Annotated in this window: 13 protein-coding genes; 1 reads left to right on the top strand and 12 read right to left on the bottom strand. The window is 46.6% G+C overall.

Features of this window, described 5'->3' with window-relative positions:
* Positions 1-4: 4 nt before the first annotated feature.
* The 7 genes from rapZ to mazG all read right to left on the bottom strand — a co-directional run bounded on the left by rapZ (position 5) and on the right by mazG (position 7,196).
* A complete protein-coding gene (rapZ, locus tag JFC06_RS07585; protein ID WP_193005842.1) occupies positions 5-973 on the bottom strand; it encodes an RNase adapter RapZ in 969 nt (322 codons plus the stop codon).
* An 85-nt stretch (positions 974-1,058) separates the two neighbouring features.
* Positions 1,059-1,952 (bottom strand): pantoate--beta-alanine ligase, encoded by an 894-nt coding sequence (gene panC, locus JFC06_RS07590; protein WP_198334562.1) that lies wholly within the window; start codon positions 1,950-1,952, stop codon positions 1,059-1,061.
* Positions 1,953-1,988: 36 nt separating this feature from the next.
* Complete coding sequence (panB, locus tag JFC06_RS07595; protein ID WP_198334563.1) at positions 1,989-2,789, bottom strand: 3-methyl-2-oxobutanoate hydroxymethyltransferase; 801 nt, start codon at positions 2,787-2,789, stop codon at positions 1,989-1,991.
* Between the two features lie 212 nt (positions 2,790-3,001).
* The gene (folK, locus tag JFC06_RS07600; protein ID WP_198334564.1) at positions 3,002-3,577 is read right to left on the bottom strand and encodes a 2-amino-4-hydroxy-6-hydroxymethyldihydropteridine diphosphokinase; all 576 of its coding nucleotides are present in this window, start codon (positions 3,575-3,577) and stop codon (positions 3,002-3,004) included.
* 45 nt (positions 3,578-3,622) lie between these two features.
* On the bottom strand, positions 3,623-5,785 hold the full coding sequence (pcnB, locus tag JFC06_RS07605) for a polynucleotide adenylyltransferase PcnB (RefSeq protein ID WP_198334565.1): 2,163 nt from the start codon (positions 5,783-5,785) through the stop codon (positions 3,623-3,625).
* A gap of 165 nt (positions 5,786-5,950) precedes the next feature.
* Positions 5,951-6,346: a ComEA family DNA-binding protein gene (locus tag JFC06_RS07610; protein ID WP_406947932.1), complete on the bottom strand. Its 396-nt coding sequence runs from the start codon at positions 6,344-6,346 to the stop codon at positions 5,951-5,953.
* Positions 6,330-7,196, bottom strand: coding sequence for a nucleoside triphosphate pyrophosphohydrolase (gene mazG, locus JFC06_RS07615; RefSeq protein WP_198334566.1), 867 nt, complete (start codon positions 7,194-7,196; stop codon positions 6,330-6,332). The genes JFC06_RS07610 and mazG overlap by 17 nt, the downstream gene beginning before the upstream one ends.
* A gap of 132 nt (positions 7,197-7,328) precedes the next feature.
* Between mazG and JFC06_RS07620 the strand changes: the two genes are divergently transcribed.
* Positions 7,329-8,816: a phosphohexomutase domain-containing protein gene (locus JFC06_RS07620; RefSeq protein WP_198334567.1), complete on the top strand. Its 1,488-nt coding sequence runs from the start codon at positions 7,329-7,331 to the stop codon at positions 8,814-8,816.
* 157 nt (positions 8,817-8,973) lie between these two features.
* On the opposite strand, the gene JFC06_RS07625 is transcribed toward JFC06_RS07620, so the two are convergent.
* From JFC06_RS07625 to sucD, 5 genes are all read right to left on the bottom strand, one after another.
* Positions 8,974-10,320 carry a UDP-glucose/GDP-mannose dehydrogenase family protein gene (locus tag JFC06_RS07625; protein WP_404815031.1) on the bottom strand — a complete coding sequence of 449 codons (1,347 nt, stop codon included), beginning with the start codon at positions 10,318-10,320 and terminating at the stop codon, positions 8,974-8,976.
* Positions 10,321-10,426: 106 nt separating this feature from the next.
* Positions 10,427-12,103 carry a glucose-6-phosphate isomerase gene (gene pgi, locus JFC06_RS07630; RefSeq protein WP_198334568.1) on the bottom strand — a complete coding sequence of 559 codons (1,677 nt, stop codon included), beginning with the start codon at positions 12,101-12,103 and terminating at the stop codon, positions 10,427-10,429.
* A gap of 3 nt (positions 12,104-12,106) precedes the next feature.
* The gene (locus JFC06_RS07635; protein WP_198334569.1) at positions 12,107-12,979 is read right to left on the bottom strand and encodes a UTP--glucose-1-phosphate uridylyltransferase; all 873 of its coding nucleotides are present in this window, start codon (positions 12,977-12,979) and stop codon (positions 12,107-12,109) included.
* A gap of 57 nt (positions 12,980-13,036) precedes the next feature.
* Complete coding sequence (gene galE / locus JFC06_RS07640; RefSeq protein WP_198334570.1) at positions 13,037-14,113, bottom strand: UDP-glucose 4-epimerase GalE; 1,077 nt, start codon at positions 14,111-14,113, stop codon at positions 13,037-13,039.
* Between the two features lie 95 nt (positions 14,114-14,208).
* Positions 14,209-15,084 carry a succinate--CoA ligase subunit alpha gene (gene sucD / locus JFC06_RS07645; RefSeq protein WP_198334571.1) on the bottom strand — a complete coding sequence of 292 codons (876 nt, stop codon included), beginning with the start codon at positions 15,082-15,084 and terminating at the stop codon, positions 14,209-14,211.
* Between the last annotated feature and the right edge of the window lie 43 nt (positions 15,085-15,127).

Consider the following 15,127-nt stretch of genomic DNA (forward strand, 5'->3'; position numbering starts at 1 on the left):
ATAACTACCAACGATCTTTTTCACGGTGCTTTGCCAGCACTTTTATACCTTGCGGCATAGCATCGGCAAGACGACGCTGTAAATTATCGGTGATGAATACTGAACGATGCTTACCACCTGTGCAACCAATCGCCACTGTCACCGTGTGACGATTATTGTGTAAAAACTCTGGCAACCAGCGTGTTAAAAATTTATCGATATCATCCGTCATCTCCGCCACTTCTGGACAATCTGCAAAAAAGGCGGCAACTTCTGCATCCAGACCTGTCGCCGTGCGTAGCTCAGGATTCCAATGGGGGTTGGGCAATATCCTCACATCGAACACAAAATCAGCATCGATAGGACTGCCGTATTTAAAGCCAAAAGACAGCAAGTTAATGACAATTTGATTGTCGACGCCGACATACTCACGTAAGTTATTTTTTAACTGGTGGATATTCAGATTGCTGGTGTCAATTCTGATATCGGCGTATCCGGCGATCGGTTCTAACAGCTCACTCTCTTTTTTGATCGCAGCAGGAAGATTAAAAGCCACATACTTTGCGATGTCGCTATTTTCCTCCTGCAACATCAAAGGATGTACACGGCGAGTCGCACTAAAGCGTGCTATCAACGTACTCTCTTGTGCCGTCACGTATATCATATTTACCGCATGTGTCCCATATGTCTGTCTTAGGGACTCATGCATCTCTGCAAAACTGGACAGATCAGCACGTGGTGTGCGGATATCGACGCCGAGTGCCACACGGCGAATCCCACTTACATTGACCAGTTTATGGGCAGCGCTGGGTAATAAAGATAATGGCAGATTATCAATAGAGTAATACCCTAGATCTTCTAACACATTCAGTACTGAGGTCTTACCTGATCCTGACAGACCGGATACAACTAAAATACTGAGCGTATCGGCAGGTGCGGATGTATCTGCTACCTGCCTGTCCTGATCGTTACTGTTATCCTGACTTACGTCCATGATCCACCCACCCTAGTCCATTGCATCTTGCAAGTTACTCTGTCACAACGACTGATTTATTACCCCTGACTAACTGACTAACTGACTAACTGACTAACTGGTTGTCTAACAAGCGTGCCCGTCCTAACCAAGCAGCAACCAGAATAATCAAATTCTTATTTTCTGCATTAAACATCGCACCCGTATTAACCAGCGAATCTAGCGCGTCGGTTTTTATGTCTAGATAATCAATCGTAAAACCTGCATCAGTGATACGGTTGCGAGTTTCTGTTAATAAGGACTCAACCGCTTGCTGACTGTGCGCATTATTTTTTAACTGCTGTGCCAAATGTTGTAGCTCTTGATGTAACACAGGTGCTATTTGACGCTCAGCTGCACTTAAGTACTGGTTGCGTGATGATAATGCCAATCCATCAGCAGCACGAACAATAGGGGCGCCAATGATCTCAATCGGATAGCTCAAATCACGCACTAATTGCTTGATAATCGCTAACTGCTGATAATCTTTTTGTCCAAAAACAGCAACATCCGGTTGGACGATGTTAAACAACTTAGAGACCACAATACCAACGCCATCAAAATGTCCAGGACGCGACTGACCACATAATTGTGTCGTAATAGCACCAGCCAGCACAGACGTCGGCGGTGGCAAGACGGGATACATCTCATCGACAGTCGGAGCAAAAACATAGTCGGCATCTACCGTTGCCAGTTTTGCGACATCCTCATCTAGCGTACGTGGATAGCTATCAAAGTCTTCGCCTACGCCAAACTGAGTGGGATTGACAAAGATACTGACCACCACGATATCAGCCTGCTGCTTGGCAATTTTGACCAGCTCAAGATGGCCATCATGCAGATTTCCCATCGTTGGCACTAAAGCGATACGCCTGGGGCTAGCCTGTCTGTCATTTTGTGTACCACGATAAGACTGCAAGGCTGCGCGCAGTGCTGAGATGTGCTGATAAATCATTGGCATGGTTCAATATTCTTCTATTTCAAATCTTGCATAAGATTAGCTAAATTGGTGCTGTTCAGTGGGAAAAGAGCCTTCGCGTACGGACTGCTGATAAAGCGTGAAGGCACCCTCGATGCTGCGTTCAGTATTACGCTCATCCGTCAAAAAATCATGTACAAAGCGTGGGACACGGCCATGGACCATACCTAGCATGTCATGCATCACCAGTACTTGGCCATCTGTGTCTGCGCCAGCGCCAATCCCAATCACAGGTACGGCTACCGCCTCTGTCACTACTTTAGCAAGTTCAGCTGGCACGCATTCTAGTACCAACAACGCTGCACCAGCAGCGACGACCGCTTTGGCATCCGCTAGTAACTTATCAGCCGCTTCGTCACCGCGACCTTGGATTTTATAACCGCCAAAGACATTGACCAATTGCGGCGTCAAGCCTAAATGCACACAAGTTGGCGTGCCCGCTTGTGCTAAGGTTGTGACCAATTCACAAAGCTCACTACCCCCCTCGACTTTAATCACATGGGCGCCTGCTTGCATCAACCGGCGACTATTGGTCACGGCTTCTGGCAACGTCACATAGCTCATAAAGGGCAGGTCCGCTAAAATCAAAGCGTGCTTATTACTACGGGCAATATTGGCAGTGTGATAAGCCATATCGTCGACGGTCACGGGCAACGTTGAATCGTGACCTTGTACCACCATACCCAAACTATCACCAATTAAAATCGTATCAATCTGCGCCTTGTCCATCATCCGTGCAAACATTGAGTCATAGCACGTCAAGCAAGTAAACTTGGTACCGTCTTTTTTAAATTTATTTAAAGTAGATAACGTCGTCATATGACCCTCAATTAATCTGTGCTGCCTTAAACTATCAATACCCTAACTGTAGGCGGCTTACTTTAAAACCGATACAGCGCGACCGGAATGCACTTTCTGTCGCTTCTGTGATAGCAGCAAGCAAGGGAGTTTATACCAATCGCGCGTGGCTACTAACATATCGATTTTATTTCGAACGGACTATATCATTTTTCCTATGATTAAAAAGCTGATCAGGAACTTGATAACCGTTTTAAGTCTGTCCAATCTGTACTCTTTGGGTACTCATCTATTGGTTTTCCTGCGATGGCTAGGTTTGGCGCCAATTCTAAGAGCGGTATCAATACAAAATTACGCTCAGGCAATCCAGCATGCGGTATCGTTAGCTTAGGATCCATCATTTGTGTGTCGCCGTACAACAAAATATCCACGTCAAGACTACGCTCGCCCCAACGTCTCAAGCGCGCACGCTTTGCCTGCTGTTCTAACTGCTGGCAAAACGCAAGTAACTCAAACGCTGTCAGCGTCGTCTCAAAACCAGTCACTGCATTGATAAAATCAGGCTGATCTTGCGGCCCCATAGGTGCTGATGCATAAAATGAAGACACGCTAACTTTTCGTATCTGCTTATGGTCTCGCATGCCTGCCACTGCTTGCTGCAAGTGCTCTATAGGTGAACCCAGCTCATTAGATAGATTACTACCCAAGCTCGCATAGCAGGTCACCCAAGTACCATTAACCGCACTACTATCGCTAACGGAAGCAGGTTTTTTGTTGCCCGACACGGCATTATTGTCAAAGCTACTCATCGTTTTATCACTTTACTCACCTATCTGTACTCTACACTAATGACATTAAGCCTTATCAATGCTGGGTTGGCGACGGCGACGCTTGGATGGCACGGGGCCTTTATTGTCGTTCACCTTTATAGCCGCAGTCTGAGTACTAGCCGTTTGACTGGTTTTAGTAGGTTTTGCTGTGGTTGCTTTGGCGGATTTTTTAGCGTCAGCTTTATCAGTCGGTTGCACCGCGGGCTTAGGTTGCTTTTTCGCATACTTCGCAGGCGTTTGCGCTTGTTTGTCATCACCTTGCGTCTCGACACTGCTCGTACTATCGACAGAGGGCTGACGACGGCGGCGCTTATGCGGAATCGGCTCGTTATTCATGCTGACTAGTGCAGGCGATCTTGCTACTGAGCGCGTCGTAGGTGCCGGTTTAGCCGCTGACTGCTGGTCGTTAGACAACTGGGCAGTATTTGAGCGTTCACTTTTAGTAGCAGATTTTGCAACCTGACTATTTGGCTCTTTTTCAGCCGGTGCCTGCTGAGTGGCTGCTTTTTTCTGCGTTGTCGCCTGATTACGCTTAGGCTGTGAGTCTTTGTCATTAGGTAGTTGCTTTTGCAGCGGTGGTACGACTTTTTCATGCTCTATGACAAACAAGGGCGCAGGCTTTGCATCACGGCGTTTGTTTGCCGATTGGTTACTGCTAGCTAGAGACAACTGCTGTAGCTGAGCAAGCTCACTACTGTCTTGTTTTACCTGCTGCGTCATATGCGCTTTGCTGTCATTACGACTAGCGTTAGATTGACTTGCAGCGCGGCGACGGCGTGCTGGGATATTTGCTGGATCGTTTAGCATTGTCTGTTTATTCCCACTCTTCTCCATACTATCCTTAACTTGGTTTGGCTTTGTACTGCTTTGATGAGAGGTGGAATTATCAGTGGTATTTACTTCTGGTTTTTGCCGATTGCGACCACGACCACGTTGCCCCTTTTTATAAGCGCCTCGTCGAATATTTTCATCAAACTCATCAATCGCTTGCTGTTGTTCTTGTTCAGACAAGGTCTGATACGTTTGCCACCAGTCGCCCATGCCATTGGTCGACTCTGACAGTGGATGCTCGGCATCACCGCACTGCTCACGCAATAACAAAAAGTCAAAACCCGCTCGGAAGCGTGGGTGCTCAGAGAGTTGGACGATTTGTTTGCTACGCGGGGCGGCAAGTCTCGGCTGCAATATCCAGATATCACGGATAAACTGCTCAGCAAATTTGGGAATCGCCGTCTTAATACGTTGACGATCGATGACTTTGGTAGCGGCATGCATCTGTGCTTCAGCGAACGGCATATTGCGCTTTTTGGCTTTTGCCAATTGATGCAAGTAATTTTCCCACAGTAGCGCCGCATAAAAGAACGCAGGATTGATGCTCTTGCCCGCCGCAATACGTTTGTCGGTATTAATCGCTACTTGGTTCACTAAGGCGCTTGGCTCAGACGGGGGATAAATGATTAAGCTATCAATCGCACCCGACTCAAACAATAATGGCAATAACGGCACCAGATAGCCGCCCGTAAACATTTTTTGCGTCTCATCATAGAGACGATGCGGCGATATCTGCTCAAGCAGCGCCCAATTACCATCATGAAACTGCGATGCCAGCGCGTCATCAAATTCAAAGCCCAACTTGGCTTTAAAACGTAGCGCACGTAACAACCGTACTGGATCTTCTTCAATCCGTACAGGCGCGTTGCCCAACAGACGAATGATTTTATTATCAATGTCTTCAAGCGCACCGCAAAAATCGTGAACCACCCCTTTGAGCGGCTGATAATAAAGCGCATTGATAGAAAAGTCGCGACGAGAGAAATCTTGTTTGATGTCCCCCCAAACGTTGTCACGCAGGATCATACCGTCTCGATTGGTATTGGCATCACTGGTTGGTGGGCCACGAAAAGTCGCCACTTCAATCAATTCTCTGCCTGAATACACATGCGCTAATTGAAAGCGGCGACCGATAATACGGCAACGCTTACCAAAAACATCTTTGATTTCATGCGGCTTGGCGTCGGTGACGGCATCAAAGTCTTTCGGGCGTAGACCCAATAAGGTATCGCGCACACCACCACCGACGATATAGGCATCAAACCCAGCTCGGGTCAATGTGGCAATCACTTCAGTAATGGAATTGGGTAATTCAGATTTATTCAGTTCTAACTGCTTGGCGGCACGCTCGGCCATGCATCTACTCCTCGCCGGTATTCTTTGACCACCTCTGACGAACACAGCGTTTATCAGGCGGATGTACCTGCTAGTTTAACAAATTTTGGGCGTGCTGGGTGTGTTATGACATCTACTTACGTGCTATTTTGTCAATATTGGGCTGATTGCTGCAAAATAGGGCGATCAATCCTGCACGCTTAAACGTTCTCGATTTTTCTCGACGGTTTTTGTACCGATCCCTTTGACTTTTGTTAATTCATCGACGGTTTTAAAATCGCCAAACATCTCACGGTATAAAACAATTGCCTGTGCTTTACTGCTGCCAATACCGTTTAAAGACACCAACTCACCTTCGCTAGCACGATTGATGTTAATGATCTTTTGCTCACGCGCTTGTATGGCTGACGCTTCTTTTGCGAGCAAATAGTCATAGGCACGCTGAGGACTATCGAAACAGGGCGCAGCGTTAGCACTAATAGGCATCATAGCGACGCATATGAGTCCCACAAGACCAAGAGCCATGGTGAGTGTCACCGTCGTTGTTGAGCTAACAGACGAGGCTTTATGATGAACGTTCATGTCGTTTGGCCGCTTCCCACAATGCATCCATCTCTGTGATATCGCTGTCCTCTAAACCCTTGCCAGCCACTGCTAGCTGCTCTTCGATGTAACCAAAACGTGATTTAAACTTATGCACGCAGGTCAAGGTGGCGGTTTCTGCATCTAGGTTCAGTTTACGAGCGACATTGACGAGCGCGAACATACAATCGCCCAGCTCTTTTTCTATTTCTCTGATGTTGGCTTTGATTTCAACGTTGGACTTATTTGTGAGCTCAGCCTTTAACTCAGCAACCTCTTCATCCAACTTATCAAAAGCCCCGCTGACACCGTCCCAATCAAAACCCAATGCTGATGCCTGCTTTTGTACATCCTGTGCTTGCATCAAAGCGCTACCTGCTTTGACTTCATCTAAACGGCGTGGCGTTTTGCCGCGTGCTAGGCGGGCTTGCTGCTCCTCTGCTTTAATCTCATCCCAGCGTACTTTTACCGCAGCATCATCTTTGAGCGTTTCGGCTTCAAACACATGCGGATGCCGGCAAATCAGCTTCTCTTGTAAAGTGGTAATGACGTCCTTCATATCAAAGCGGCCTTGCTCAGCGTACATCTGACAATGAAAAACCACTTGCAGTAGCACATCACCAAGCTCACCTTTGATATCCTCATCGTCATCGCTCTGGACAGCCTCGCCCAACTCATAGGCCTCTTCAATGGCATACGGAATTAAGCTATGATTGGTCTGTTTTTTATCCCATGGGCAATCGGCACGCAGCCGCGCCATCAACGCTAGAAGATCTGCCAGTTGCCCGCTTGCGTCTGGCGTCCCTTGCGCGGGTTTGGGTGCTTTAGGGGTATTGTCTATTGTACTCATAAGGGTTGCTCTTATAATTTAACGTTTTTTCAGACAGTTAATGATAGTGTATCATTGAACCCTGATAGACTTATCATTGTGCTATTTACTTCTTCATTTTACCATTGCTCACACGCAAGGAAACTTATCATTATGTCCACTTCAGCGAACACTGGCTATCAACCAGCAGCGAAATTCAGTCCCATTACTATCGATTCGTTTAAGGCTTATGATATACGCGGTGAGCTTGGGGTCAATCTTGATGAAGACATTGCTTATCGTATAGGACGAGCCTTTGCACAGATATTGTCTAGGCACTATGACACCATGGCTGACACCCAAACCAGCGACATGAGCAGTCTACAGCCTGTTATCGTTATTGGTAGCGATATTCGCCATTCAAGTGAACCATTAAAACAGGCCACTATTACCGGTATGCTAGACGCTGGCGTTGACGTCATCGATTTGGGTATGACCGGTACAGAAGAGGTGTACTTTGCCACCAGTCATTATAAAGCGTTAGGCGGCATTGAAGTCACAGCAAGTCACAATCCCATTAATTACAATGGCTTAAAGTTGGTGAAAGAGTATTCAAAACCAATCAGCGCCGATGATGGTTTGGCAGAGATTCAAGCACTGGCAGAGTCTGGATTGTTTACTACGGATAAGCCATCCGGCAACTTGCAGCTATTGACAGATAAAAGCCCTTATATCAATCACGTGATGAGCTTTATCGATACTGATAAACTCAAACCGCTAAAACTGGTGATTAATTCAGGCAATGGCAGCGCGGGTCCCGTGGTTGATTTATTGACCGACAAGCTGAGACAAGCGGACGCACCAATTGAGATCATTAAACTCCATCATACCCCTGATGGTAGCTTCCCTAACGGTATTCCCAATCCAATGATTGCAGCCAATAGAATCGCAACTCAGCAAGCCGTGTTAAAAAACAATGCCGATCTTGGTATTGCCTTCGATGGCGATTTTGACCGTTGTTTCTTGTTTGATGAAAATGGCGAGTTTATTGATGGCAGCTACGTGGTGGGTATGCTGGCACAAGCATTTTTGAATAAATACCCAGCTGAGTCGATCGTCTATGACCCAAGAGTGATCTACAATACCGAGGCGGTGGTTAAAGAATACAAGGGTAAGGCCGTTATCAGTAAGTCTGGACACTCCTTTATCAAGCAAGTCATGCGTGATTCTGGGGCGGTGTATGGGGGCGAGATGTCCGCTCATCACTATTTTCGCGACTTCTTCTATTGCGACAGCGGTATGATTCCATGGCTACTCACCATTGAGTTATTGTCTATTACAGGTAAAACATTGTCTGAGTTGGTCACAGGCTATATCCAAGCTTACCCCAGCTCGGGCGAGCGAAACTTTCGCCTCACCACTCACGATGCGCCCACCATTATTAGCGCTATTGAAAGTAAGTTTGGCCCAGAAAACCCCACTAAATCGACACTGGATGGCCTCAGTCTCAATTTCGGTGATTGGCGCTTTAACTTACGCGCGTCGAATACTGAACCGCTTATCAGGCTCAATATAGAGAGTCGCGGCGATGCAGCATTGTTAGCCACCAAGACTCAAGAGATTGAGCAGTGGTTGGCAGCACAAGGAGCCATACCAGCTTAAAGTTATACAGTCAGTTCAAGATAAAAACCCTTTAAACAGTATTTTTAAGATGAATTGGCTAACTAAATTATTAAACGGCTGTGTTTAGTTGCAAATAAAAAAGGCTCGCTAACGGTTATTAGCGAGCCTTTCTCAATCAAAGCAGGGTTTGACGGGATTATTTAGACCGACCAATCCCCATATAGTCGCCTACTAGGTGATTAATTTGCCGCCGCGTCAACGCATTTCTCGCATCAAATATTGGCATCGCTTGCTGATTGATTTTTGCAATATCCAACTGCTCTTGTGGTGCCCAGCTCATAATAAAAATGGCCTGCGCCTCATTAAGCTGCTGGTAAGGGCTGGCAATCAATTCAAGCAGGGGTTGCTGCGGATAGAGCGCTGCAAGTTCAGGTTGTGCTTTATCACTATAAACCAAAGTACGAATATTATAAGACCATAATAACGCTAATAATGGATGAATGGCGGAGCCCGCCGTACGCCCTGAGCCTGTCTTATAACTACCACCCCAGATCATCACTGTTCTGTTGTCAATAAAACCATTAAAATACTGCCAAAACTTACGGAATATCAGCTCTTTTTGGTCTTCATTGATGTGCATAATCGAGTGCAATAGCGGCATGTCTAAACTGTGAGAGGCGCTTGATTGCTGTAGTTTAGACAACTCAGTCGGTAGCGTGTTACCACCAAACCCCCAACCCGCTTGTAGGTAACTGCTGCCCACCCGCTCATCTAAGCCCATAATATGGCTCACTTGCTTGATATCCACCTGTTGGCTATCCGCCAAACGTGACATCTCGTTCATAAAGCTCACGCGCGTCGCCAGCATCGCCATAATACTACTACGAGCAAACTCTATCGTGGCGATATCAGTGTAATGAGCAGCGCGCGCATGCTGCATGATAGGCTTCAATACCTCTAAGTGCTGGCTACTGTCCGCTGTTTTTTCACCAAGTAACCACAATGAAGGGTTTAACATCGAGCTATAAGCATCGCCATCTTGTAGGAATACAAATGGTATATAGTATACCCACGCACGCTGCAGGCGCTGAGCCAGTGCTGTGACACGGCCCAGCTGCTCAATACCGCTCATAATTAGCGGTGTTGCTTGCTGATGACTGTGGTTAAAAGCAGTAACCCAGCTATCTTCCGTCCATACTGACTGAATACTGTTTAAAAATAACCAGTACAGCGCAACGGTTTGCGGCTCATCACTATCACTATTTTCGTCAACATCACCGCTGTTATCACAATTTGGCTTTTCATAGCGCTGTATGAGCTTGTCGGCATTATCTGGCAACGCGTGACTAACAATAATATGCTGTTGCTCGTACATTTGCCATAGTGCTTGTAAATGATGCTCAAAGCCATACTGCTGTATCTGTTGCTTTAACAAAGCGCTATCTGCATACAAATGAATACGCTGACCCAAGCTTGCCAGTACGACCGCACTGGTAATGGCTTCAATACTATGTCCGACGAGTACGCAGACGCTAGCGTTCATAATAGAATTTTTAAGCGGATTCGCTTTAGATTCGTCGTTTTGTTCGTCTGTGACATCAGCGCTCATGCGGTTACCTTTTAATATTATTCACGTATCAGCATCACCACTAGGAGAGCCGTTTAATGTGCCGTAGCAACTGATCGGTGGAGGTATCAAACCGTCCTTCGTCAACCTCATACTGCATGGCATCATGCACAGACTCCGCCATTTGTTTGCCCATCTCAACGCCCCATTGATCAAATGGATTGATATCCCAGACACTGGCCATGACATACACCTTATGCTCATAAAGCGCAATCAGCGCCCCTAAACTATGCGGGGTGAGCTCATCGATCAGTAAGGTGGTTGACGGCTGATTACCTCGGTAGTACTTATACTTGTCTGCCTCAGAATCCGCTTTAGCACAAGCGATATCTGCAACGGCAGTATTACCAAAGGCCAATACTCGGCTTTGTGCCAGACAGTTGGCTAAGGACAATTCATGTTGCTGCTGTAATGGCGCGTTTGGTACCTTATCACTATAACGGCGTACACAAGCGATAAAGTCACAAGAAACCTGCTGTGTGCCTTGGTGTAGCAGTTGATAAAAGGCATGCTGGGCGTTTGATCCTATCTCACCCCACAGAATCGGACAAGTATCGTAGTCAATGTGATTGCCGTGCTGGGTAACCGACTTACCGTTACTCTCCATCTCAAGCTGGGTTAAGTAGCTCGGCAAGTAGCTTAAACGGCCATCATAAGGCAACACGGTATGAGCATTCACCTGTAAAAAGGTACTGTTCCATACGGCGAGCAAACCCAAAAGCACTGGTAAGTTCTCTGCAAAATCGGTTTCAGCAAAATGCTCATCCATACTGTGAGCACCGCTCAATAGCTCCTTGAACCTAGGCATGCCAATCCGAATGGCAATCGCCAGTCCAATCGCTGACCATAAAGAAAAGCGACCACCGACCCACTCCCAAAGCTGCAACTGATGCTCAGGATGAATACCCCATGCATTCATTTTTTCACTATTGGCCGAAATACCAATGAAGTGCCGACGTAATACGCTGTCTTCAGTACCCGCCCTCAGCTTGGCAGTAGCAAGCAACCAGGATAATGCTGTCTTAGCATTGGACAACGTATCCACCGTACCAAAAGACTTGGATGAGATAATAAATAAGGTCGTCTCAGGATTGAGATGTCTGAGTAGGTTATCAAGCTGGGTGCCATCCATGTTAGAAACAAAATGCACCTCAATCTCTGTATCCGCCCATTCATCTAGGGCGTTAGTCGCCATGAGCGGTCCAAGGTCAGAGCCACCAACCCCAATGTTCACCACATCCGTAACGGCTTTACCTGAAAATCCACGCCACGTACCATGACGAACTCGCTCGGACAGTCTTGCTACCTGCGCCAAGCTATGATGCACGTCAGCCACCACATCTTGACCCTCGACCTGCAGCGCTGCTGTGTCTGGTAGACGCAGCGCCGTATGGAGCGCCGCACGCTGCTCACTGGTGTTTACCATAGCGCCTTGCATAAGCGCCTCAACCCGCACTGACAGCTCACAGCTCACAGCTAGCTGCAACAGAGTGTCTAGTACCTCCTCATCGATACACTGTTTACTATAGTCCATATACAGCGCGCCTGCCTGCGTACTAAAGCGCGTAGCACGATTGGCGTCTTGTGCGAACAAGGAGGCCAGTGACCATTGCTGCTTAGCCAGCGTTTGTAATTGCTGCCAGTGTTTAGAGCTGCGAGCGCTGGTAAATCCTTTTTTGTTATCCTTTAACTCATCCATCAGCTACTCTTCATCCGCTAATTGCTGCTCGGCAAAGTAAATAAAGGCTTGCATATAAGAGCGCATATCACCTGCATCATAGCTATCACCGCACATGGTTGTTACGTTTACGCCATACTTACTAATCAGTGCATCAATGGCATCGGTGAGCTGTATCTCGCCGCCGACTGAGGCAGTCGTATTGGCTAAATAATCAAAGATCTGGTTGCTAAACACATAGCGTCCCACCACTGCCAGCTTTGAGGGTGCCTCTGCTAAGCTGGGCTTTTCGACAAACCCTGCCACTTTAAAGCTGACATTCACATCCGCTTGCTCATCCACATTGCCAGCACCGCTCAGCTTGGCAATACCGTATTTATGAACATCTTCATCTGCTACTTTATCCACCAATATTTGTGAATGGTTATCTTTATGAAAAGCGTCAATCATAAAGGCCAAATTATCGGTAGCAGCATCGGTCGTAAATGGATCGAGCACCACATCCGGCAATAACACGGCAAAGTCGTGCTCACCGATAATGGGGCGCGCTGCCAGCACTGCATGCCCTAAACCTAACGCTTTACCTTGACGTATCATGGACACCGTCACATCATCTGGTAGCCAATTTAAACTATCCGCCAGCTCGTTTTTGCCTTTATGACGCAGCTGGTTATCCAGCTCAGCATTGACATCAAAGTAGTTTTCAATCGCGCTTTTTTGCGCGTGACCGACCAAGACAATGTGCTTGATCCCAGCGGCAATCGCCTCTTCAACCACATAGTGTATGGCAGGACGATTGCCTAATGGCAGCAGCTCTTTGGGCACTGATTTAGACAGTGGCAGCATACGAGTGCCAAAGCCTGCGACAGGAATAACAGCGTGCGTGATTTTTTTCATAGTGTTTAGACTGTTTTAAAGTAATAGTGAGATAAGTTTATATCTTATAAAGCCATACTAAGTAGTGGCATAACCGTCTGGACTCATACTCTGCCAACGCCAAGTATCTTGACACATATCAGTAATAGAGAGATTTGCTTGCCACCCTAATAATGTTTTCGCTTTATCAGCACTGGCATAACAGCTGGCAATATCACCTGCACGGCGATCGACAAACTGATAAGGAATAGGCTTGCCAGTCACTTCAGTAAATACCTGCAATAACTCTAGTACAGAGGTGCCTTTGCCAGTTCCTAGGTTAATCGGTAAGAAACCTACTGAGCCTTTTTTATTTACACTGGTTTTATCTATATTGTTTTTTTCTGGACTTCTTGCTTGCTCTAGATAACTCAATGCAGCCACATGACCTTGAGCCAAATCAGTAACATGAATAAAGTCACGGACACCGGTGCCGTCTACGGTAGAATAATCATTACCGAAGATACTGAGCTTATCAAGTTTACCAACGGCTACTTGGGAGATATAAGGCATTAAATTATTCGGGATATCATTAGAGTCTTCACCAATCTGCCCTGAGGGGTGCGCACCTACGGGATTAAAGTATCTGAGAGCAATTAAATTCCACTCATCATCGGAGACTGCTAGGTCTTCTAAGATACGCTCGACTGCAAGTTTGCTTTGCCCGTAAGGATTGGTACAAGAACGCGGGGCAGTCTCATCGATAGGCAAGGTATCAGGATCGCCGTAGACCGTAGCGGAGGAAGAAAAAACGAGGTTTTTGACATTATGAGCTGCCATGACTTCTAATAAATTAATGGTACCACTGACATTATTGTTATAGTAAAGCAGCGGCTTGGCTACTGATTCGCCAACGGCCTTTAACCCTGCAAAGTGTATGACACCAAAGAAATTATGGGTAGAAAACACTTGTTTCAATGACTCTGTATCGCGGATATCCCCTTTGATGAAGGAGATAGGCTGTCCAATCAGAGTAGAGACACGGTTGATCGCTTCACGGCTACTATTAGATAAGTTATCGTAGACTACGATATCATATCCTGCTTCATGCAATGCGATACAGGTGTGGGAGCCAATATAGCCTGCGCCACCAGTAACTAATATCTTGTTTTTCATAATATTATTTTCAGTACAAAAAAAGACACCCCATTGTAGAGGTGCCTTCTTAATATTTCAACACAGTTTTGGTAGTTAATCGGCTTTTGCCTATTTTACCAACCTGTCACTTCTTTTAGCTTGTCGCCAAGTTTAGATGGGTCACGCGTGTAGGCGATACCAGCATCTTCAAAGGCTTTGAATTTTTCTTCAGCAGTACCTTGACCACCAGAGATGATCGCGCCAGCATGACCCATACGCTTACCTTCTGGAGCAGTGACACCTGCGATATAACCAACCACTGGCTTAGTAACATGATCTTTGATGTAAGCAGCAGCTTCTTCTTCAGCCGTACCACCGATCTCACCGATTAAGATAATTGCTTCGGTTTGTGGATCGTCTTGGAACAATTTTAACGCGTCGATCTGGTTCATACCAGGGATCGGATCACCACCGATACCGATACAAGTAGACTGACCAAAACCAAGCTTAGTGGTTTGTGCAACGGCTTCATACGTCAATGTACCAGAGCGTGAGATGATACCCACTTTACCTGGCTGATGGATGTGGCCTGGCATGATGCCGATTTTGCATTCGCCTGGCGTGATAACACCTGGGCAGTTAGGACCAACAAGACGCACGTCGCCTGCAGCTTCAAGATAGCGTTTGGCTTTTAGCATATCGAGAGTAGGTACGCCTTCAGTGATCACAACGATCAATTTGACGCCTGCATCGATTGCTTCAACGATAGAGTCTAGTACAAATGGTGCTGGTACATAGATAACTGAAGCGTCAGCTTGAGTGGCTTCCATGGCCTCACTCATAGTGTTGAACACTGGCAGACCTAGGTGCGTTTGACCGCCTTTACCTGGGGTCACGCCGCCAACAACTTTGGTACCGTATTCGATGGCTTGTTCAGAATGGAACGTACCGTTTTTACCAGTGAAACCTTGTACCAATACTTTGGTATCTTTATCGATTAATACACTCATTATTTTTTCCTTTATTCGGTTGTCTTGTGATAGCAACTTGATG

It is taken from the genome of Psychrobacter namhaensis, from assembly GCF_016107545.1.
Lineage (GTDB): Bacteria > Pseudomonadota > Gammaproteobacteria > Pseudomonadales > Moraxellaceae > Psychrobacter > Psychrobacter namhaensis.